The 17949-nt window shown below is 62.8% G+C and carries 21 protein-coding genes; 12 read left to right on the top strand and 9 right to left on the bottom strand.

The window, feature by feature from the left end:
* Positions 1 to 78: 78 nt before the first annotated feature.
* Entirely contained in the window at positions 79 to 876 is a 798-nt protein-coding gene (locus tag BMI90_RS02220; protein WP_078525499.1) for a hypothetical protein, read from the bottom strand.
* A gap of 72 nt (positions 877 to 948) precedes the next feature.
* Positions 949 to 2604, bottom strand: a complete 1656-nt coding sequence (gene ettA, locus BMI90_RS02215) for an energy-dependent translational throttle protein EttA (protein ID WP_078525497.1) — start codon at positions 2602 to 2604, stop codon at positions 949 to 951.
* Positions 2605 to 2876: 272 nt separating this feature from the next.
* On the opposite strand from ettA, the gene BMI90_RS02210 reads away from it, so the two are divergent.
* The 4 genes from BMI90_RS02210 (at position 2877) to BMI90_RS02195 (ending at position 5716) form a co-directional block, all read left to right on the top strand.
* Positions 2877 to 3209 (top strand): hypothetical protein, encoded by a 333-nt coding sequence (locus tag BMI90_RS02210; protein WP_078525495.1) that lies wholly within the window; start codon positions 2877 to 2879, stop codon positions 3207 to 3209.
* 276 nt (positions 3210 to 3485) lie between these two features.
* Positions 3486 to 4022 (top strand): hypothetical protein, encoded by a 537-nt coding sequence (locus tag BMI90_RS02205; protein WP_078525493.1) that lies wholly within the window; start codon positions 3486 to 3488, stop codon positions 4020 to 4022.
* 256 nt (positions 4023 to 4278) lie between these two features.
* Positions 4279 to 4833 (top strand): hypothetical protein, encoded by a 555-nt coding sequence (locus BMI90_RS02200; protein WP_078525491.1) that lies wholly within the window; start codon positions 4279 to 4281, stop codon positions 4831 to 4833.
* A gap of 121 nt (positions 4834 to 4954) precedes the next feature.
* Positions 4955 to 5716, top strand: a complete 762-nt coding sequence (locus BMI90_RS02195) for a potassium channel family protein (RefSeq protein ID WP_078525489.1) — start codon at positions 4955 to 4957, stop codon at positions 5714 to 5716.
* Positions 5717 to 5729: 13 nt separating this feature from the next.
* Here the strand turns inward: BMI90_RS02195 and BMI90_RS02190 are convergent, their stop codons facing one another.
* Both BMI90_RS02190 and rimO read right to left on the bottom strand, forming a co-directional pair.
* Positions 5730 to 6194, bottom strand: a complete 465-nt coding sequence (locus BMI90_RS02190; RefSeq protein WP_078525487.1) for a CAP domain-containing protein — start codon at positions 6192 to 6194, stop codon at positions 5730 to 5732.
* Positions 6191 to 7576, bottom strand: coding sequence for a 30S ribosomal protein S12 methylthiotransferase RimO (gene rimO / locus BMI90_RS02185; RefSeq protein ID WP_078525485.1), 1386 nt, complete (start codon positions 7574 to 7576; stop codon positions 6191 to 6193). Before rimO ends, BMI90_RS02190 begins: the two co-directional genes overlap by 4 nt.
* A gap of 197 nt (positions 7577 to 7773) precedes the next feature.
* Between rimO and BMI90_RS02180 the strand changes: the two genes are divergently transcribed.
* Positions 7774 to 9045 carry an outer membrane protein transport protein gene (locus BMI90_RS02180; protein ID WP_078525483.1) on the top strand — a complete coding sequence of 424 codons (1272 nt, stop codon included), beginning with the start codon at positions 7774 to 7776 and terminating at the stop codon, positions 9043 to 9045.
* Between the two features lie 71 nt (positions 9046 to 9116).
* Here the strand turns inward: BMI90_RS02180 and BMI90_RS02175 are convergent, their stop codons facing one another.
* Entirely contained in the window at positions 9117 to 9713 is a 597-nt protein-coding gene (locus tag BMI90_RS02175) for a GcrA family cell cycle regulator (RefSeq protein WP_078525481.1), read from the bottom strand.
* A gap of 219 nt (positions 9714 to 9932) precedes the next feature.
* Here BMI90_RS02175 and BMI90_RS02170 point away from each other — a divergent pair, with 219 nt between their 5' ends.
* Positions 9933 to 10727 (top strand): ABC transporter permease, encoded by a 795-nt coding sequence (locus BMI90_RS02170; protein ID WP_245795001.1) that lies wholly within the window; start codon positions 9933 to 9935, stop codon positions 10725 to 10727.
* A gap of 29 nt (positions 10728 to 10756) precedes the next feature.
* Here BMI90_RS02170 and trpA read toward each other — a convergent pair whose 3' ends face one another.
* Positions 10757 to 11548, bottom strand: coding sequence for a tryptophan synthase subunit alpha (gene trpA / locus BMI90_RS02165; RefSeq protein WP_078525479.1), 792 nt, complete (start codon positions 11546 to 11548; stop codon positions 10757 to 10759).
* 173 nt (positions 11549 to 11721) lie between these two features.
* On the opposite strand from trpA, the gene ychF reads away from it, so the two are divergent.
* Positions 11722 to 12819, top strand: a complete 1098-nt coding sequence (ychF, locus tag BMI90_RS02160) for a redox-regulated ATPase YchF (RefSeq protein ID WP_078525477.1) — start codon at positions 11722 to 11724, stop codon at positions 12817 to 12819.
* Between the two features lie 13 nt (positions 12820 to 12832).
* Here the strand turns inward: ychF and BMI90_RS02155 are convergent, their stop codons facing one another.
* Positions 12833 to 13321, bottom strand: a complete 489-nt coding sequence (locus tag BMI90_RS02155) for a cupin domain-containing protein (RefSeq protein ID WP_078525475.1) — start codon at positions 13319 to 13321, stop codon at positions 12833 to 12835.
* A gap of 175 nt (positions 13322 to 13496) precedes the next feature.
* On the opposite strand from BMI90_RS02155, the gene msrB reads away from it, so the two are divergent.
* The 5 genes from msrB (at position 13497) to BMI90_RS02130 (ending at position 16785) form a co-directional block, all read left to right on the top strand.
* Entirely contained in the window at positions 13497 to 13937 is a 441-nt protein-coding gene (gene msrB / locus BMI90_RS02150; protein WP_078525473.1) for a peptide-methionine (R)-S-oxide reductase MsrB, read from the top strand.
* Between the two features lie 85 nt (positions 13938 to 14022).
* Positions 14023 to 15069: an aldo/keto reductase gene (locus BMI90_RS02145; protein WP_078525471.1), complete on the top strand. Its 1047-nt coding sequence runs from the start codon at positions 14023 to 14025 to the stop codon at positions 15067 to 15069.
* On the top strand, positions 15069 to 15404 hold the full coding sequence (locus tag BMI90_RS02140) for a hypothetical protein (RefSeq protein ID WP_078525469.1): 336 nt from the start codon (positions 15069 to 15071) through the stop codon (positions 15402 to 15404). The genes BMI90_RS02145 and BMI90_RS02140 overlap by 1 nt, the downstream gene beginning before the upstream one ends.
* Positions 15392 to 15886, top strand: coding sequence for a lipocalin family protein (locus tag BMI90_RS02135; protein WP_078525467.1), 495 nt, complete (start codon positions 15392 to 15394; stop codon positions 15884 to 15886). The genes BMI90_RS02140 and BMI90_RS02135 overlap by 13 nt, the downstream gene beginning before the upstream one ends.
* On the top strand, positions 15883 to 16785 hold the full coding sequence (locus tag BMI90_RS02130; protein ID WP_245794957.1) for a DMT family transporter: 903 nt from the start codon (positions 15883 to 15885) through the stop codon (positions 16783 to 16785). The genes BMI90_RS02135 and BMI90_RS02130 overlap by 4 nt, the downstream gene beginning before the upstream one ends.
* Here BMI90_RS02130 and BMI90_RS02125 read toward each other — a convergent pair.
* On the bottom strand, positions 16782 to 17489 hold the full coding sequence (locus tag BMI90_RS02125) for an NUDIX hydrolase (protein WP_078525465.1): 708 nt from the start codon (positions 17487 to 17489) through the stop codon (positions 16782 to 16784). The genes BMI90_RS02130 and BMI90_RS02125 overlap by 4 nt on opposite strands.
* Positions 17482 to 17883, bottom strand: coding sequence for a DUF983 domain-containing protein (locus BMI90_RS02120; RefSeq protein ID WP_078525463.1), 402 nt, complete (start codon positions 17881 to 17883; stop codon positions 17482 to 17484). The genes BMI90_RS02125 and BMI90_RS02120 overlap by 8 nt, the downstream gene beginning before the upstream one ends.
* Positions 17884 to 17949 lie beyond the last annotated feature (66 nt).

Below are 17949 nucleotides of genomic sequence, written 5' to 3'. Positions count from 1 at the left end.
TGGCTCAGGAGGGAGGGGGAAGGCGGGGTGTGAACGGCGAGGTCAGATGGGGGAGGGGTGTGTGGTTTTGGTCGGGGGCTAGCCTTGTTCGTCGTCGTCCAGAGGATCGAAGGCGCGGGGGTCTCCGAGTTCTTTCCAGTTTTCTGGAATGAATGGGTCTGCGGGCTCTGGCAATAGGGCCGAGTTAAACCTGAATCGTAGGAGAAATGCTAGACCAAGCACGAGGGTGGTAAGCAGTAGCAGCGAACTCATCAGAAGCATGAAGACGGCAAAGATGGGCAGTTCGCTCCAATTTTTTTCAAGAACCTTATTTAATAGGATGATTGCGGGAAAAGCGTATAATGCAAGAGACGTTGAGAGAAGCAATGCTGCGAACAGTCCATGCAAGAACTTATGTGCCCAAGTGGACCGCGGGCCGAAGTAGGTGGGAGTGAAAGCAATCGACCAAAGGTTGCTCACCCCGAATGAGAGTGTCAGCAGCTGAAATTGGTATATCCCTTGCCGTTGTCCAAGCCTGTTCAAAAGCCGATCAATGATGATTGAGTCAATAAAGGTCGCAGTCAGGACAAAGAGCGAGCTCGCAAGGTATAAGCAGAAAAGGTAAACGCCATAAGCAGGCAAGGGTAGAGAAAGGCCCCAAAGACTGATGTTTCCAGAAACTTGCTGAAAGAAAGTGACGCCAAGTGTTGCCAATATTACGCTTACGATAATTCGGCTAAGTTTGTGGTCGTTGGCTAGGCGGATCTTTACTAGCCCCTCAAGGTAATCGTCGCTGTAAAATCGTGCTCCAAAGTTTGAAGAAGCGTAATTGCCAAGCGTCGTTGCTAGACGCTCAATAAGTCCCATTCTTACGAAATCATTGTCATTGCCGGACATTGCTGCTCCCATAAAGAAAAGTCCGCCTCGCTATCATCGAGACGGACTAGGTTGACTGCAACTTAAATTATCTTACCGGCTGAACTTCTTATACTTCACCCGCTTCGGCTCCACGGCATCAGGGCCGAGGCGGCGGATCTTGTCTTCCTCGTAATCCTCGAAGTTGCCCTCGAAGAATTCCACATGGGCCTCGCCCTCGAAAGCGAGGATGTGGGTGCAGAGGCGGTCGAGGAAGAAGCGGTCGTGCGAGATGATGATCGCGTTGCCGGCGAAATCCTCGATCGCGGCTTCCAGCGCCTGCAGGGTTTCGACGTCCAGATCGTTGGTCGGTTCGTCGAGCAGCAGCACGTTGCCGCCCTCTTTCAGCAGTTTCGCCATGTGGACGCGGTTGCGCTCACCACCCGAGAGCAGGCCCACTTTCTTCTGCTGGTCGCCGCCCTTGAAGTTGAACGCGCCGCAATAGGCGCGGGAGTTCACCTGCGCGTCGCCCAGCTCGATCAGCTCGGCCCCGCCAGAGATTTCCTCCCAGACGGTCTTGTTCGGGTCGAGCGCATCGCGCGACTGGTCGACATAGGCCAGCTTCACCGTGTCGCCCAGCGTGACGGTGCCACTATCGGGCGTGTCCTGCCCGGTGATCATCTTGAAGAGCGTGGATTTACCGGCGCCGTTCGGGCCGATCACGCCGACGATGGCGCCCGGCGGGATCGAGAAGCTCAGGTTCTCGATCAGTTGCTTGTCGCCGTAATGCTTCGACAGGCCCTCGACCTCGATCACCTTGCCGCCCAGACGCGGGCCGTTCGGGATGATGATCTGGGCCTTGCCGACGCGCTCGCGCTCGGACTGGTCCGCCATCTTCTCATAGGCCGAGATACGGGCCTTGGATTTCGCCTGACGGGCCTTGGCACCGGCGCGGATCCACTGAAGTTCCTTCTCGAGGACCTTCTGCTTGGCCTTGTCCTCGCGGGCTTCCTGCTCGAGGCGCTTGGCCTTCTGCTCGAGCCAGCTCGAGTAGTTGCCCTCGTAGGGAATGCCGCGGCCGCGCTCGAGTTCGAGGATCCACGAGGTGATGTCGTCGAGGAAGTAACGGTCGTGCGTGACGCAGAGGATCGTGCCCTTGTAGTCGATCAGGTGCTTTTGCAGCCAGGCGATGGTTTCCGCGTCGAGGTGGTTGGTCGGTTCGTCGAGCAGCAGCATGTCGGGCGCTTCGAGCAGCAGCTTGCACAGCGCCACCCGGCGGCGCTCACCGCCCGAGAGGGTTTCGACATCGGCCTCGTCGGGCGGGCAGCGCAGGGCTTCCATCGCCACGTCCACCTGGCTGTCGAGATCCCAGAGGTTTTCCGAGTCGATCTCGTCCTGAAGCTGCGCCATCTCATCGGCGGTCTCGTCCGAGTAGTTCATCGCGAGTTCGTTGAAGCGGTCGAGCTTGGCTTTCTTCGCGGCCACGCCTTCCATGACGTTGCCGCGCACGTTCAGCGCGGGGTCGAGCACGGGCTCCTGCGGCAGATAGCCGACTTTCGCGCCTTTCGCGGCCCAGGCCTCGCCCGAGAAATCCTTGTCGATGCCCGCCATGATGCGCAGCAGCGTCGATTTACCCGCGCCGTTGACGCCCACGACGCCGATCTTGACGCCGGGGAGGAAGGACAGGCGGATGTTCTCGAAGCATTTCTTGCCGCCCGGATAGGTCTTCGAGACACCATCCATGTGATAGACATATTGATAGGACGCCATGGTCGACCTCTCGGAAAATAAGGGTTTCGGGGCCTTCTAGTCGGAAAGGGGCGGCAGGGAAAGGGCTCGCGGGCCGCAAGGCAGGTGCGCGCGGTTTGTGTCGTGGCTTCGACGGATTTCAATGTGCATATTTGCGCAAGTCGATGTCTAAATTATCCAATACACTGCACGGGCGAACGATCCTAAATCATCCTCATCGCGGGACCGACGCCTCCCCTGTCGCCGATCTCCCGCAGATACATCGAAAAAAGCTTCATCATTGGAGAGAGAGAATGAAAACGATCATCAGCACCGCCATCGCCGCCCTTGCCCTGAGCACCAGCTTCGCCGCCGCAGGTGGCGACGGTCAGGGTTCCATCGCGCCGTCGATGTCGAAATCCTACAGCACGAGCACCGGCTCTTCGGTCGGCGAAGTCACTCCGGGCAAGGCGCAGCTCGCCGCTCAGCTGGGTCTGGACCCCGCAAAATACACCTCGGCCGAGCTCGCCCGCATCCAGTCGGCGCTCTATGACAATGAAGTCGAGGCGGCGAATTTCGTGATTTCGCACCAGAACCGCAAGCCGGTTGACGTGGCTCCGCAACCCGTGATGGGCCGCGATAGCTAAGTCCCCACAAATTGAAACGCGCGCGAGCGGCCCTCCTTGTGAGGGCCGCTTCGTTTTTTCCCCGTGTTTTCAGTGAGGTTTTCGCTGGGCCTTGTCCGAATGCCATTTGAGTGGCCCGGATTTGGGCCGGGTTCCCTCGAGTTATGTGCGTGGGATCGCAACCTGCAGGCTAATTGATGTCCTTTTCGCAGGTCGGAACGTGACCACGTCAACACCACCGACGACGCTTAGCGCCGAAAGTCATTTTCAAACCGAATGTCATGAAAGGAGATTGTCATGACACGCAAACCGCTTCTTGCACTTCTCGCCGCCCTCGGGGTGACCGTCAGCTCTGTTGGTGCCGCCGCTGCGCGTGACGCCGGCACGCCCGGCGCTTCACAAGGTGTGATCATCGCGCCCATGGGCACTGTCGCCCAGTCCTCGGGCGGTCCGGGCATCGGCTGGACCAATCAGGGCAAGACCCAGATCGCGGCCGAGCTTCAGACCTTCCCGCAGTTTCGCGGCATCCGGGCGAGCGATTATACCGTCGCGGAGCTGACCAACATGCTGCACGCCGCGCGTCGCGGCCGGATGGATGTCGCGCTCTATTTCGCCAATCATGAGAACCTGATGCCGGGCGGTCCGGGGATCGGCGCGACCGATCAGGGCAAGTCGCAACTTGCCGCGCAGCTCGGCGTGGATCCTGGCAATTACACTGTCGGTCAGCTCGAGCGGATGCAGAACGACGTGCAACGCGGGCATATGGACGCCGCGAATTTCGTGGCGACCCACGGTGACCCGGCCCCCCGTGGCTACATCGTGTTTATCCGGTAATCACGAACTGATCGCACCACATTCCAGTTGCGAGAGACGGCCCTCCAGCAGGAGGGCCGTCTTGGTTTTTTCGATTTGAAGTCAAATGGATGTGATTGGTGCGACGCAAAATCCGGTTCCCGGGGAATATGCGCGGAGACGAACAGACCTCAGGTCCCTAACGGCCTTTGCTCGCTCTATTGAACACTTAAATGACCCTCATCGACGCCCGAACGGCGCCAGACAGATAAACTATTTGATGAGTTAGGAGGTCATCATGACCCGCAATCTTTTCACCACTGCCATCGCAGCTGCCACCTTGGTCGCCGGTTCCTCCGGGATCGCTTCGGCCGCTGGTTTTTCTTACTCTACCCATGACTCCGGTCAGGGCGTGATTGCCGCTCCGATGTCGGTGAGCTCGCCCGCTTCAGGTCCGATGGCGCCCGGGGCAACGAACCAGGGCAAGACCCAGATCGCGGCCGAACTTCAAACGTTCCCGGGGCTGCACAATGTCGACCCGACGAAATACACCGTGGCGGAGCTGCAAAACATGCTGCAAGCCGCACGCAAAGGGGATCCGAGCACGGTCACTTACTACCGCAGCCGTGAAGACCGCCTGCCTGGCGGTCCGGGTGTCGGTGCGACCAATCAGGGCAAGGCGCAGCTCGCAGCCGAGCTGGGGCTGAACCCGAAGGCCTATACGGTCGTACAGCTCGAACAGATCGCGCAAGCGGTGCGCCACGATGATTACGAGACCGCGAAGCTGGTAGCCGCGCAAGGCAGCTCCGCGCCGGGTGGTCGACTGACTTTCGTCCCCGTCGTGGTGAAGTGAGATCCGCGATCTTATCCATGTCCGACCCATGCAGAGGCGGCCCCCGCAAGGGAGCCGCTTCTTGCATACTTTGACAGCCAGACGAAAGCCTGTATCCCTGAGCAAGACTTGGGGAATTTCGATGATCAAGCGCCTGCACCATCTCTACGAAGCCGACACGCCGCGCGCGCATGCGTTTCGATACGGGCTGCTGATCTTCGACCTCGTGACGATTGCTTTCGTGATCATCACGTCCTTTTTCCAGCACACGATCTGGATCGAGGTTGTCGATGCGCTGATCGGTGTGGTGATCGTCACCGATTTCGCCGCGCGCTACGCCATCTCGGACGAGAAGTTCCGCTTCTGGGCGCGTCCCGCGACCTGGGCCGACATCATCGCGATCATTTCCTTCCTGGCGCCGATCACCGGCGAAGGACTGGGCTTCCTGCGGATCCTGCGCACCTTGCGGCTGTTGCGCACCTATCAGCTGCTGGCGCGGATGCGGCGCGACTTTGCCTTCTTCCGCCGCCACGAGGACGTGGTGATCGCGGGGATCAATCTCGGCGTGTTCCTCTTCGTGATGACGGGGCTGATCTATGCGACGCAGGTGCGGATCAATCCTCAGATCAACAACTATGCCGATGCGCTCTATTTCACCGTGACCACGCTGACCACTACGGGTTTCGGGGATATCACGCCGAAAGGCGAATGGGGCCGGATGATCTCGGTCGCGATCATGATCTTCGGAGTGACGCTGTTCTTGCGGCTCGCGCAGGTGCTCTTCCGGCCCTCGAAAGTGCGCTATGAGTGCAAGAAATGCGGGCTGAGCCTGCATGATGCCGACGCAATCCACTGCAAGCATTGCGGGGCGGTGGTGCATATCGACACCGAGGGGCTGACCTGAGGCGACATGCGACTCAGTCGCAGGGACGCGCGAGCACCATCACATACCACGGCCCGTTGCCGCCGCGCTTGGGCACGACGGCGACGCCGATCTGGGTCACGTCGCGCAGAAGGATGTTGCGGCGATGGCCGGGCGATTTCATCCAGTCGTCGAAGGTCACGCGCGGGTTGCGCTGGCCCATCGCGATATTCTCGGCGATCAGGCAGGCGCGATAGCCTTCGCGCTTGGCCCGGATCATCACCGTCGAGCCGTCCGAGCCCGTGTGATCGAAAAAGCCCTTCTGCGCCATGTCGCAGGCCTGCGCCTCGGCCGTGAGGATGAGGCGCGGGTCCATCTCGACCGGCCCGAGCCCGTTGACCTGCCGCTGCTGCGAGGTCGCTTTCGCGATCACCCAGCCCAGCCCGTCATTGATATAGCAGCCATTGGCCTGTGCCGAAGCGGGCAGGAGGAACGTCAGCGCGGCGAGAATGCGGATCAAACGAGCCTCCCCCAGAGATCGTATTCCGAGGCCTCGTCGACCTCGACCGTCACGATATCACCGGGCGAGAGGGCCTCGAACCCTTCGTCGATGAAGAGATTGCCGTCGATCTCGGGCGCGTCCGCCTTGGTGCGGCAGGTCGCGCCTTCCTCGTCGATCTCATCCACGATCACCTGCTGGATGGTGCCGACCTTGGCTTGCAGCTTCGCCTCGGAAATCGCCTGCGCCTTCTGCATGAAGCGATCCCAGCGGTCCTGCTTTACCTCATCGGGCACATGATCGGGCAGCGCGTTCGAGCGCGCGCCCTCGACATTTTCATACTGGAAGCAGCCGACGCGATCGAGCTGCGCCTCGTCCATCCAGTCGAGCAGGTATTGGAACTCGTCCTCGGTCTCGCCGGGATAGCCGACGATGAAAGTCGAGCGCAGCGTGATGTCGGGGCACGTCGCACGCCATGCCGCGATCTCGTCGAGGGTCTTCGCACTGGCGGCGGGTCGTGCCATGCGCTTGAGCGTGTCGGGGTGCGCGTGCTGGAAGGGGATGTCCAGATAGGGCAGCACGCCGCCGCCGTTCTCATGCGCTTCCGCCATCAGCGGGATCAGGTTGCGCACATGGGGGTAGGGATAGACGTAATGCAGCCGCACCCACGCGCCAAGCGATCCGAGGTCGCGTGCAAGATCGGTGATGTGGGCGCGGTGGCCGCGCTCTTCCGCATGTTTGAGATCGACGCCATAGGCCGAGGTGTCCTGAGAGATCACCAGCAATTCTCGCACGCCCGCGTCGACGAGCTTCTCGGCCTCGCGCACGACCGCATGGGCGGGGCGACTGACAAGGCGCCCGCGCATGTCGGGGATGATGCAGAACTTGCAGTGGTGATTGCAGCCCTCGGAAATCTTCAGATAGCTGTAATGGCGCGGGGTCAGTTTCACCCCCGCCGCCGGCAGCAGATCCACGAAAGGATCGGGATCGGGCGGCACCGCGCCATGCACGGCATCAAGCACCTGTTCATATTGATGCGGGCCCGTCACCGCCAGCACCGAGGGGTGCGCGCCAGTGATGTAGTCGGGCTCGGCGCCGAGACAGCCGGTCACGATGACGCGGCCGTTTTCCTTCAGTGCCTCGCCGATCGCTTCGAGGCTCTCGGCTTTGGCGCTGTCGAGAAAGCCACAGGTGTTGACGATCACCGCATCCGCGCCTGCGTAATCCGGCGAGATCGCGTAGCCCTCGGCGCGCAGCCGCGTCAGGATGCGTTCGCTGTCGACAAGCGCTTTCGGGCAGCCAAGCGAAACCATCCCGATCACCGGCTGTCCGGGACGGGGGGCATCGGTGATGCGGGCGCGGGGCGCCAGGTCGGGGCGCAGGTTCGGAGGGTTCGTGCTCATTGACGCGATATAGCTTGCGCGGATGGCCACGAAAAGCCTGCATCGGCAAATCTCGGGGCGCGCCGAAAAAAGGCTTGCAAGATTACGCATAATTAAAGTTGAATATCTGAAGCCGTCTATGCACGGCTCGGTCGGCGCAACTTCGGGAAGGGAGATCCCGCAGGTGCAAGGGATGCCGGCCTCCAGGGAGGAAAGTAATGAAGAATCAGAACCTAACCCGCTTTGCGGGAACGGCTGCGCTTTGCCTGGCGCTTGGAGCGCCGGGGATTGCAAGCGCGACCGAGGGATATTTCGCGCTCGCCTACGGGCCTGCGCAACGAGGCGTCGGCGGTGCCGGCGTCGCCTATTCGGTCGACCCCATGTCGGCGGCGATCAACCCCGCGAACATCGCCGATATCGGTTATCAGCTGACCTTTGGTGTCGAGGCGTTCTCTCCGCGGCGCGGCTTCACCGCAACCGGGGCGCCGCCGCTTCCCGAGGGCAAGGTCGAGTCGGGCCATGAATGGTTTCCGATCCCCAATTTCGGCTATAACCGTCCGCTCGCGAATGGCGGGGCGCTCAACGTCATGGTCTATGGCAACGGGGGCATGAACACGAGCTATCCGGCCGTCGTCAATCCCAACTGTGGCGAAGGTGGCGGTTATGGCATCTTCTGCGCGGGCAAGGCCGGCGTGGATCTGATGCAGCTTTTCGCCTCGGTGGGTTACGGCCGCAAGGACGGCAATCTCAGCTGGGGTATCGCCCCGACCATCGCCGTCCAGCGCTTCGCGGCGCGCGGTCTGAACATGTTCGATCAGGAAGGCTACACCGCGACGCCGGGCAAGCTCACCGGCAACGGCTATGATTTCTCGACCGGTATCGGCCTGCGCGCCGGTATCAAATACGAGATCAATCCGCAGGTCACGATCGGCCTGTCGGGCCAGACCCGCTTCAAGATGTCGAAATTCGACAAATATGCGGGCCTCTTCGAGGGCAACGGGTCGTTCGATATTCCCGCATCGGTCACTGCGGGTGTGGCGTTCAAGCCGCGCAGCGATCTGACGGTGATGCTCGACTACCAGAAGATTTTCTACAGCGCGATCGGCGCGGTCGGAAATCCGAATACGGCGCTGCCCTTCGGGGCTTCGGGCGGTGCGGGCTTCGGCTGGGATGATGTCGACGTGATCCGCATTGGTGCGGAATGGCAGCAGAGCCCGGACATGACCTGGCGCTTCGGCTACGCCCATGCGACCAACCCGATTGGCCCCGAAGATGTCGTCCTGGGCGTGCTCGCGCCGGGAGTTGTGGAACATCACATCAGCTTCGGTGGTGCGAAGAAGCTCAACGACAACGACACGCTCGATTTCGCCGTGAACTACGTGCTGCCGCACAAGGTCAAGGGACCGTCCTTCCTCTTCCCGGAAGGCAGCGAGGTCGAACTGGAGATGAAGCAGTTCTCCGCCTCGATCGGTTGGACCCGCCGGTTCTGAGGTATGAGGCTGCCAGAAAACACGAAGGGCGCCCTCGGGCGCCCTTTGTCATTTCCGCCTTTCAGCAAGTCTCAGCGGCGACGGTCACGGCGCGCGCTCATCGGCTGGAAGGCGACGCCGACATGGGCCTCGCAATAGGGCTTGCCTGCCTGGCTCGGCAGGCCGCAGAACCAGAAATCCTCGGTCGCCGGGTCGCCGATCGGCCATTTGCAGGTGCGCTCGGTCAGCTCCATCAGGCTCAGCTTCTTCGAATGCTTTTCGATCTCGCCGACCTTCGCGAGCGCGGCGGGGTCGATCTCGTTGGCCGAGGGCTGCGGCGGCAGCGGTTGACCGGCGGGGATGATCGCCTTGCGCGCAGGCGTCGTGGCCGGAGCCGCGGCCTGAACGGGTGCCGCAGGTTTCGCGGCCGGTTTGGGCTCGGGAGCTTCGGCCGCGGGCTGGACTGCGGGCTTTTCGGCCTTTGCCTCGACTTTCTCGGGCTTCGCCTTGGGTTCGGGCTTCGCGGGTTCGGCCGCGCCGCCGGCACGGTTCGAAAGGCCAAGGCGGTGCACCTTGCCGATCACCGCATTGCGCGTGACGCCGCCGAGCTCCTTCGCGATCTGGCTGGCCGATTGGCCTTCGGTCCACATCTTCTTGAGCAACTCGACGCGTTCATCGGTCCAGGACATGGGCATCCTTTCCTTGTTTCCTGCCACCAGGTGCGGCAGGCACCCTCGATCGACCCGCATTCTAACGGGAGAGCGCACAGATACAATCGCAGCCCTTGCATTTCAAGGGTTGGTGCGCGCGGCACACTGCCTCTGCCCGAAGATGAAACCCCTTGTGCGCTGGCGGCGTTGAGCTCGCGCCCGTGCGGTGGTAGGGGCGGGAAGATTGGGGAGATGACGATGTATGAGATGGGCGTGCGCCGCTTCGGCGCAGTGAACTGGATGGGTCTGCGGATGCTGGGCTGGCGCGAAATCCGCCGGTTTCTGGCTGTCTGGCAGCAGACGGTGCTTGCGCCGCTGATCACCGCAGGGCTGTTCCTGACCGTCTTCGCATTGGCTTTCGGGCGCAACCGCGCCGATGTGATGGGCGTGGATTTCCTGCATTTCATCGCGCCGGGCATCCTGATGATGACGGTGATCCAGAACGCGTTTGCCAATACCTCCAGCTCGATCGTCATCGCGAAGGTTCAGGGCAATATCGTCGACACGCTGATGCCGCCGCTTGCACCGTGGGAGATCTTGGTGGGCTATCTGACCGGGGCGGTGGCGCGCGCGCTGATCGTGGCGGTGGTGATCTGGCTGGGGCTGTTCGTGGTGCTGGGGCAGGGGATCGCGCATCCGATGTGGGCGCTCGCCGCCGTCATCCTTGGCGCGGCGTTCCTTGGAGGCCTTGGGATCCTCGCCGCAGTCTTCGCCGACAAATTCGACCAGATGGCGGCGATTACCAATTTCATCATCACGCCGCTGTCGTTCCTGTCAGGCACCTTCTATTCGGCCAAGGCGCTGCCGCCCGCTTTCCAGATCCTGACCCATTACAACCCGGTCTTCTACCTGATCGACATGGCGCGTTTCGGTTTTCTGGGCGTGTCCGATGCGTCGCCCTGGCACGGGCTCGCAGTGATCTGCGCCGCGCTCGTTCTGGTGCTGGGTCTGGGCTGGTATTGGCTGCGCACCGGCTATCGCATGAAGCCCTGAGGACAGGGCTTCGGCGCGTCAGGCAGGCCTCAGGCCGAATGTGCGCCGCCCGCGAGACCAGACACGAAGTCCAGCACCTCTGCCACCGGCTTGCCATCCGCGATTTCCTTCACGATGGCCGAGCCGACAACGCAACCATCCGCCACGCTCGCGATGGTCTTCGCGGCTTCGGGCGTGTTGATGCCGAAGCCCACGATCACCGGCAGATCGGTCTGCGCCTTGATCCGCGCGACCTCGGGGCCGACCTCGGTTGCCTGTGCCGCCTGGCTTCCGGTGATCCCCGTGACCGAGACGTAATAGACGAACCCGGAGGTGTTCTGCAGGACCTTCGGCAGGCGCTTGTCATCGGTGGTGGGCGTCGCAAGACGGATGAAGTTGATCCCGGCATCGCGCGCTGGGATGCACAGCTCCACATCTTCTTCAGGCGGCAGGTCCACCACGATCAGCCCGTCGATCCCGGCGGCCATGGCGTCCACGAGGAACTTGTCCACGCCGCGATTGTAGATCGGATTGTAATAGCCCATCAGCACGATCGGCGTCGTGTCGTCGGTCTTGCGAAACTCGGCGGCCATGTCGAGCGTCTTCTGCAAGGTCTGCCCGCCATCGAGCGCGCGCTGGCCCGCAAGCTGGATCGTCGGGCCGTCGGCCATCGGATCGGTGAAGGGTACACCCAGTTCGATGATGTCCACGCCCGCGCCCGGCAGACCCTTCATCACCTCGAGCGAGGTTTCCAGATCCGGGTCGCCCGCCATGATATAGGAGACGAAGGCTTTCTTGCCCTCGGCCTTGAGGCTGGCGAATTTGGCGTCGATGCGAGTCATGGCGTCCCTCCGGGTGGTCCCGAAGCGGTTTGCGCGATGAAGGCGGGAAAATCAATGCCTCGCGGCAAAGCTTGCTCAGACGCGCCGTGGCCTCCCGGATCGGGTGCGCAGCGTGGCTTGCGCGGGCGTGCCCTTGTCCCTATGAAGCGCGAAGCCGCAATCAGGAGGGCGAAATGGGTTTCAAGATGGGTATCGTGGGTCTGCCGAATGTAGGCAAATCGACCCTCTTCAACGCGCTGACCAAGACGGCGGCCGCGCAGGCGGCGAATTTCCCCTTCTGCACCATCGAGCCCAATGTGGGCGAAGTGGCCGTGCCCGATGAACGGCTCGACCAGCTCGCCGCCATCGCGGGCTCCAAAGAGATCATCCCGACCCGCATGACCTTCGTCGATATCGCGGGTCTGGTGAAAGGCGCGTCCAAGGGCGAGGGCCTCGGCAACCAGTTCCTCGCCAATATCCGCGAGGTCGATGCCATCGCCCATGTGTTGCGCTGCTTCGAGGATGGCGACGTGACGCACGTCGAAGGCCGGGTCGATCCGGTGGCCGATGCCGAGACCATCGAGACCGAGCTGATGATCGCCGATCTCGAAAGCCTCGAGAAGCGGATCGCGAACCTCGCGCGCAAGGTCAAATCCGGCGACAAGGAAGCGAAAGAGGCAATGCGCCTTCTCGAGCAGGCGAAAGAGGCGCTTGAAGCGGGCCGCCCCGCGCGCACCGTGGAAGTCTCCGATGACGACCGCAAGGCGTGGAACATGCTGCAACTGCTGACCGCGAAGCCCGTCCTTTATGTCTGCAATGTCGAGGAAAGCTCTGCCTCCACCGGCAACGCGAAATCGGAAGCCGTCGCCAAGATGGCGGCCGAGCAGGGCGCGGGCACGGTGGTGATCTCGGCCAAGATCGAAGAGGAAATCTCGCAGCTCGACGCCGAGGAAGCCTCGATGTTCCTCGAAGAGATGGGTCTGGAAGAGGCTGGTCTCGACCGCCTGATCCGCGCGGGCTACGACCTTCTCGGCCTGCAGACCTATTTCACCGTCGGCCCGAAAGAAGCCCGCGCCTGGACGATCCGCAAGGGAACGCTGGCCCCGGCGGCGGCAGGCGTGATCCATGGTGACTTCGAGCGTGGCTTCATCCGTGCCGAGACCATCGCTTTCGACGATTACGTCGCGAACAAGGGCGAGGCGGGTGCGAAGGAAGCGGGCAAGTTCCGCGTCGAGGGCAAAACCTACGAGGTCAAGGACGGCGACGTCCTGCACTTCCTGTTCAACGCGTGACGCGGACGGGCGCTTATTGCTTCGCGCCCGCCGTCACCTCTTCCACCGCGCTGATATCAACCAGCTGCCACGCCATGCCCGCGTTGCGGTAAATCCGCTTGCCCTTGTCGGGGTAGTCGCCCACGTCATGCGGCAGGCGCTGCCCGACCACGATCAGCCGCAGTACCGCGCTTCCGGTATTCTCGATCGTGTGCGCCTCTCCGCCCGCGCGGTAGCCGATGAAATCGCCCGGCCCGATCTGCGTCCTCGTCTCCCCGATCCGCGCCGTCGCCTGACCCGCGAGCACGAAGATCGCCTCGTCCTCGTGGTAATGGCGATGAAACTCGGTCGTCTCGCAGCCCGGCGCGACCTCGATGATGTGAAACCCGATCCCCGTCAGCCCGGTCGCGTCGCCGAGCGACTTGTTGATCCGCCGCGCGTTCGGGTTGAGGAAATGCGCCTTCGAGAGCCCTTCCATCGCCGCGATCTCATTCGCGCGGATCAGATACCGGTCTTCGCTCATCGCGTCTCCTTTCCAATTGCTTCAAATATCCCCGCCGGAGGCAGGCTGCCCGCCGAGCTTGCACCTTGCGTGAGAATAACAGAGCCACCCCGTCGGCCAGAACCTGTAAAACCGCGTCGCGGGGCTTTTCACACGCGTCCTGCCTCCTAGATCAGTCGCGAAAGGGAGACCGATGATGAGCAAATGGCAGAAAACCGACGCCGCACTCGCGCAGCTCACCCCCGAGCAATATCGCGTCACGCAGCAAAACGGCACCGAGCGCCCCTGGACGGGGGAGTATACCGAGAACAAGGCGAAAGGGATTTACGTCGACGTGGTGTCGGGAGAGCCGCTTTTCGCCTCCTCGACGAAATACGAATCCGGCTGCGGCTGGCCTTCCTTCACCCGCCCTCTTTTTGATGACCATATCGTCGAGCTGACCGATACCACCCACGGCATGACGCGGGTCGAGGTGCGCTCGAAACATGGCGACAGCCATCTGGGCCACGTTTTCCCCGATGGGCCGCGCGATCAGGGCGGTCTGCGCTATTGCATCAACTCCGCTTCGCTGCGCTTCATTCCGCTCGAGGAGATGGAGGCCGAGGGCTATGGCGATCTGATCGACAAGGTCGAGTAAGCCCGAACAAGGGCAGGTGCCTTTACCTTACCGGACCCCGGTGGCAGGGTCCGTTCAACTTCACATTCGAAAAGGGGGCGCGGGAATGCGCAAGCTCGAACTTGGCCAAAGCGGGATCATGGTGTCCGAGATCTGCCTTGGCACGATGACCTGGGGCAGTCAGAACACCGAGGCCGAGGGTCATGCCCAGATCGATCTCGCGCTCGATCGCGGGGTGAACTTCCTCGACACGGCCGAGATGTACCCGGTCAACCCGGTCAAGGCCGAGACGGCAGGCCGGACCGAGGAAATCGTGGGGACCTACCTGGCCAAGCGTGGCAAGCGCGACGACCTGGTGATCGCGACGAAGATCACCGGCGAGGGGTCGAACGCGATCCCCGGCGGCCCTGAGATTTCGCCCTCCCGTATACGGCAGGCGATCGAGGCCTCGCTGCGCCGCCTGCAAACCGATTACGTCGATCTCTACCAGTTCCACTGGCCCAATCGCGGCTCCTACCATTTCCGCAAGACCTGGCGGTGGGACCCGTCGAAACAGCCCTCCAAGGCGCAGGTGCGTGACGACATGAGCGCCTGTCTCGAGACGCTCGCCGAGTTGCAGAAGGAAGGCAAGATCCGCGAGTTTGGCCTGTCGAACGAGACCGCCTGGGGCACCGCGCAATGGCTCGATCTGGCCGAGGCGGGCAAGGGGCCGCGGGTGCAGGCGATCCAGAATGAATATTCGCTGATGTGCCGCTATTACGATCTCGATCTGGGCGAGCTTGGCTATCACGAGCAGGTCACGCTGCTGGCCTATTCGCCGCTCGCCGCGGGCATCCTGACGGCCAAGTATTCGGGGGACGTGATCCCCGAAGGCACGCGCCGCGCGCTGGTTCACAACCTCGGCGGGCGGGCCAATCCGCGCGCCTTCGATGTGGCCGATGTCTATACCGGGCTTGCGAAAGAGGCCGGTCTCGACCCGGTGACGATGGCGATCGCATGGGTGATGAGCCGACCCTTCCCGGTGATCCCGATCGTGGGGGCCACCTCGGTCGAGCAGCTCAAGCCCAATCTCGACGCGGCCGGGATGGAATTGCCCAAGGAACTCCTCGACAAGATCGCGGTGATCCACCAACACCACCCGATGCCCTTCTGATGCGCGCCCCGGCCCTCATCCTTCTCGCGTCGCTTGCGCTTGCCGCCTGCAAACCCTCGGGGCCAGAGGGCGGCGATCTGCCGCTCGTGGGTCAGGAAAAGCAGGATGCCGAGAAGTTCGAATGCGTCGCGCGCGGTGGCAACTGGGTCGAGAACAATGGCGGCTGGATCTGCCAGAGGGTGACCAAGGATGCAGGGAAGGCGTGCCGCGCGAGCAGCGATTGCGAGGGCGCTTGCCTCGCGCGTTCGCGAACCTGCGCGCCGGTGACCCCGCTTCTGGGCTGCAATGAGGTTCTGACAGAGGCGGGCTTCCCGATGCAGACATGCGTGCAGTAATCGCGGCTCTGATCGCCGCGTTGGCGCTTGCGGCTTGCGTGCCCGAGAAGCCCGCGCCGCTGCGCGACCCCAAAGGTCTTATCTCGTCGGCGGCTCTGTTTGATCCGGCACGTTTTGCTGGACAATGGCATGTCGTCCAGAGCGGTGTGCCAGGCTGTTCGGGCGCGCAGAGCTGGGCGTGGGACGGCAAGGCTGCCTATCAGGTGAAGGGCACCGATTGCACCGGCGCGACCGCACAGCTCGATGACCGGATCGTGCTGACCGGGCCGGGAGGGCGGATGATCGGTCGCGCGAGCTATGGCGGCGAGCCGATCTGGGTTCTCTGGGTTGACTACGACTATCGGATCGCGGCGCTCGGCACGCCTTCGGGCAGCTGGGGCTTGATCTTGTCGCGCCAGACGCCGGCACGTCCCGATCTGCTGAAGGCGGCCCGCGAGGTTCTCGATTTCAACGGCTACGATCTGGCAAGGATGCAGCCGTGACCGAAGCGCCCACCCATCTGTGGATATGGGTGACGCTCTTTGCCGCTGCCGTGCAGACGGTGCGCTTCATGCTCCAGAAGCTCCTTGCCGGGGCGCAGCTTTCGGTGGGCGGGGCGACTTTCTCGCGTTTTCTTTTCGGGTTTCCGCTCGCAGCGGCGACGGCGCTGGGCTTTCTTGCCGCGACCGGCACGCCCTGGCCTGATCTGAGCTTGGCCTTCTGGGGCTTCACGCTCGCGGGCGGCGCGGGGCAGGTTGCTGCAACATTCCTGACGGTCGCGCTGTTCGGCTTGCGCAACTTCGCCGTGGGTGTCGCCTTCACGAAGACCGAAACCGTGCAGGTCGCGCTTTTCTCGGCTGTCATCCTGAGCGAAACGGTGGGGCCGCTGGGCTGGGTCGGCATCGTGATCGGAATGGCTGGGGTGCTGTTCCTGACCAAGCCACCCGAGGGACAATTCAATCCGCGCGCGGCCCTCTACGGCATCGGGGCGGGCGCGCTCTTCGGGCTGTCGTCGATCTTCTATCGCGGTGCGACGCTGGAACTCGAACCTATGGGCTTCTTCGGCCGTGCCATTGTGGCGCTTGCCTGCACCACCTTTGCCCAGTCGATCGGGATGGGGCTCTATCTGCGGCTGCGCGAACCCGGAGAACTGACCCGCGTCTTCGGCGCGTGGCGGCGCACGGTGCTCGTCGGGATCACTGGCGTCATGGGGTCGGCTGGCTGGTTTACCGCTTTTTCGCTGCAAAATGCGGCTTTCGTACGGGCCTTGGGGCAGGTCGAGATCGTGTTCACGCTGCTCGTCTCGGCGCTGGTCTTTCGCGAAAAGCTTCACAAGCGCGAAGGCATTGGCATTGCGCTTGTGGTCGTTTCGCTGATCGTGATCGTTCTGGCGGGGCGCTAGAGCCCGATCCGGCGGAACTCCGAACGCGGTCCGCGATTGTCGAAAAACGGCACCGAATGGGGCGCTCCGCGCGCGTGCCGGGTTGTGATCAGCGCTGCGATTTCGGCCAGAACGACCTCGGTGATGAAGGGCAGGTTGAGTGCGCGCGCCTCCGGCAGCGGCACCCAGTGTAGATGCGAAAGCTCGTCGCAGGCGCGCGAGAAATCATCGAGATCTCCATGGATCGCGCCCGCGTCGATCAGGAAAAAGCGGGCGTCGAACCGGCGCGGCCGTCCGGGCGGCGTGATCGCGCGAAACACGAAACGCAAGTCGGCGGCCGAAGGAGCAAAGCCGAGATTGGCAAAGCCCTGCCAGTCCGTTGGAACAGAACCGGGCCAGCCTGCGCGTTGACCAAGAATGAGCCCGGTTTCCTCCCAAAGCTCGCGCAGCGCAGCCGCAGCCAGCGCCCCCGCGATCCCGTGTGGCGCATCCTCTTCGAGGCGCGCAGCATCGGGTTGGGGAAGCGGCGCGGCGAGCGGCACCTGCCAGTCGTCTGCATCGAGTGCGCCGCCCGGGAAGACGTATTTCGATGGCATGAAGGCTGCCCCCGCCCCGCGCTGCCCCATCAAGACCCGGGGCGCGTCATCTGCATCGCGCCGCAGCACGATTACACTTGCCGCATCACGCAGAGCGGTCTTGTCCACCGGGGTTTTCGTTTCAGTCATGCGCGATTTCGCCCTCGCCGAAGCCATGCATCCGCCGCGACCACTGAATGCCGACGAGCATCCCCTTCATCAAGGGCAGGAGCAGTGCCGAGAGCAGGATCGAGCCGGTCCCGAACAGGGCGATCATCTGCCAGGGCTCTGGCCGGAATGCGATGAAATAGGCGGCCATCAGCGGGATCATCAGGTGCCCGACGATCAGGATCGTGAGATAGGCCGGCCCGTCATCGGCGCGCTGATGCGAGAGGTCTTCGCCGCAACTCGGACAGGTTTCGCGTACCTTGAGGTAGCTGTGCAAGATGCGGCCCTTGCCGCAGGCCGGACACCGACAGGTCAGTCCGCGCAGGATCGACCGGCCCAGCGGTCGATCGTCGTGAAAAGCCTCGTCTGAATACATCGCGCCTCTCCCCTTTGCGCGCCTCTCGGGCGCGCCGTCGCGGCGCAGTATGGCGGGGAAGGCGGG

Origin of the sequence: Thioclava sp. L04-15, assembly GCF_002020275.1 — a bacterium.
Taxonomy (GTDB): Bacteria; Pseudomonadota; Alphaproteobacteria; order Rhodobacterales; family Rhodobacteraceae; genus Thioclava; species Thioclava marina.
Note: the sequence above shows the minus strand (reverse complement) of the source record. Positions and strands in the feature narration are given on the sequence as shown.

What these genes read in the sequence shown, in the direction of transcription:
- BMI90_RS02220 (WP_078525499.1), bottom strand. Translation starts at nt 876, where the DNA reads ATGTCCGGCAATGACAATGATTTCGTAAGAATGGGACTTATTGAGCGT.
- ettA (WP_078525497.1), bottom strand. Translation starts at nt 2,604, where the DNA reads ATGGCGTCCTATCAATATGTCTATCACATGGATGGTGTCTCGAAGACC.
- BMI90_RS02210 (WP_078525495.1), top strand. Translation starts at nt 2,877, where the DNA reads ATGAAAACGATCATCAGCACCGCCATCGCCGCCCTTGCCCTGAGCACC.
- BMI90_RS02205 (WP_078525493.1), top strand. Translation starts at nt 3,486, where the DNA reads ATGACACGCAAACCGCTTCTTGCACTTCTCGCCGCCCTCGGGGTGACC.
- BMI90_RS02200 (WP_078525491.1), top strand. Translation starts at nt 4,279, where the DNA reads ATGACCCGCAATCTTTTCACCACTGCCATCGCAGCTGCCACCTTGGTC.
- BMI90_RS02195 (WP_078525489.1), top strand. Translation starts at nt 4,955, where the DNA reads ATGATCAAGCGCCTGCACCATCTCTACGAAGCCGACACGCCGCGCGCG.
- rimO (WP_078525485.1), bottom strand. Translation starts at nt 7,576, where the DNA reads ATGAGCACGAACCCTCCGAACCTGCGCCCCGACCTGGCGCCCCGCGCC.
- BMI90_RS02180 (WP_078525483.1), top strand. Translation starts at nt 7,774, where the DNA reads ATGAAGAATCAGAACCTAACCCGCTTTGCGGGAACGGCTGCGCTTTGC.
- BMI90_RS02175 (WP_078525481.1), bottom strand. Translation starts at nt 9,713, where the DNA reads ATGTCCTGGACCGATGAACGCGTCGAGTTGCTCAAGAAGATGTGGACC.
- BMI90_RS02170 (WP_245795001.1), top strand. Translation starts at nt 9,933, where the DNA reads ATGTATGAGATGGGCGTGCGCCGCTTCGGCGCAGTGAACTGGATGGGT.
- trpA (WP_078525479.1), bottom strand. Translation starts at nt 11,548, where the DNA reads ATGACTCGCATCGACGCCAAATTCGCCAGCCTCAAGGCCGAGGGCAAG.
- ychF (WP_078525477.1), top strand. Translation starts at nt 11,722, where the DNA reads ATGGGTTTCAAGATGGGTATCGTGGGTCTGCCGAATGTAGGCAAATCG.
- BMI90_RS02155 (WP_078525475.1), bottom strand. Translation starts at nt 13,321, where the DNA reads ATGAGCGAAGACCGGTATCTGATCCGCGCGAATGAGATCGCGGCGATG.
- msrB (WP_078525473.1), top strand. Translation starts at nt 13,497, where the DNA reads ATGAGCAAATGGCAGAAAACCGACGCCGCACTCGCGCAGCTCACCCCC.
- BMI90_RS02145 (WP_078525471.1), top strand. Translation starts at nt 14,023, where the DNA reads ATGCGCAAGCTCGAACTTGGCCAAAGCGGGATCATGGTGTCCGAGATC.
- BMI90_RS02140 (WP_078525469.1), top strand. Translation starts at nt 15,069, where the DNA reads ATGCGCGCCCCGGCCCTCATCCTTCTCGCGTCGCTTGCGCTTGCCGCC.
- BMI90_RS02135 (WP_078525467.1), top strand. Translation starts at nt 15,392, where the DNA reads ATGCGTGCAGTAATCGCGGCTCTGATCGCCGCGTTGGCGCTTGCGGCT.
- BMI90_RS02125 (WP_078525465.1), bottom strand. Translation starts at nt 17,489, where the DNA reads ATGACTGAAACGAAAACCCCGGTGGACAAGACCGCTCTGCGTGATGCG.
- BMI90_RS02120 (WP_078525463.1), bottom strand. Translation starts at nt 17,883, where the DNA reads ATGTATTCAGACGAGGCTTTTCACGACGATCGACCGCTGGGCCGGTCG.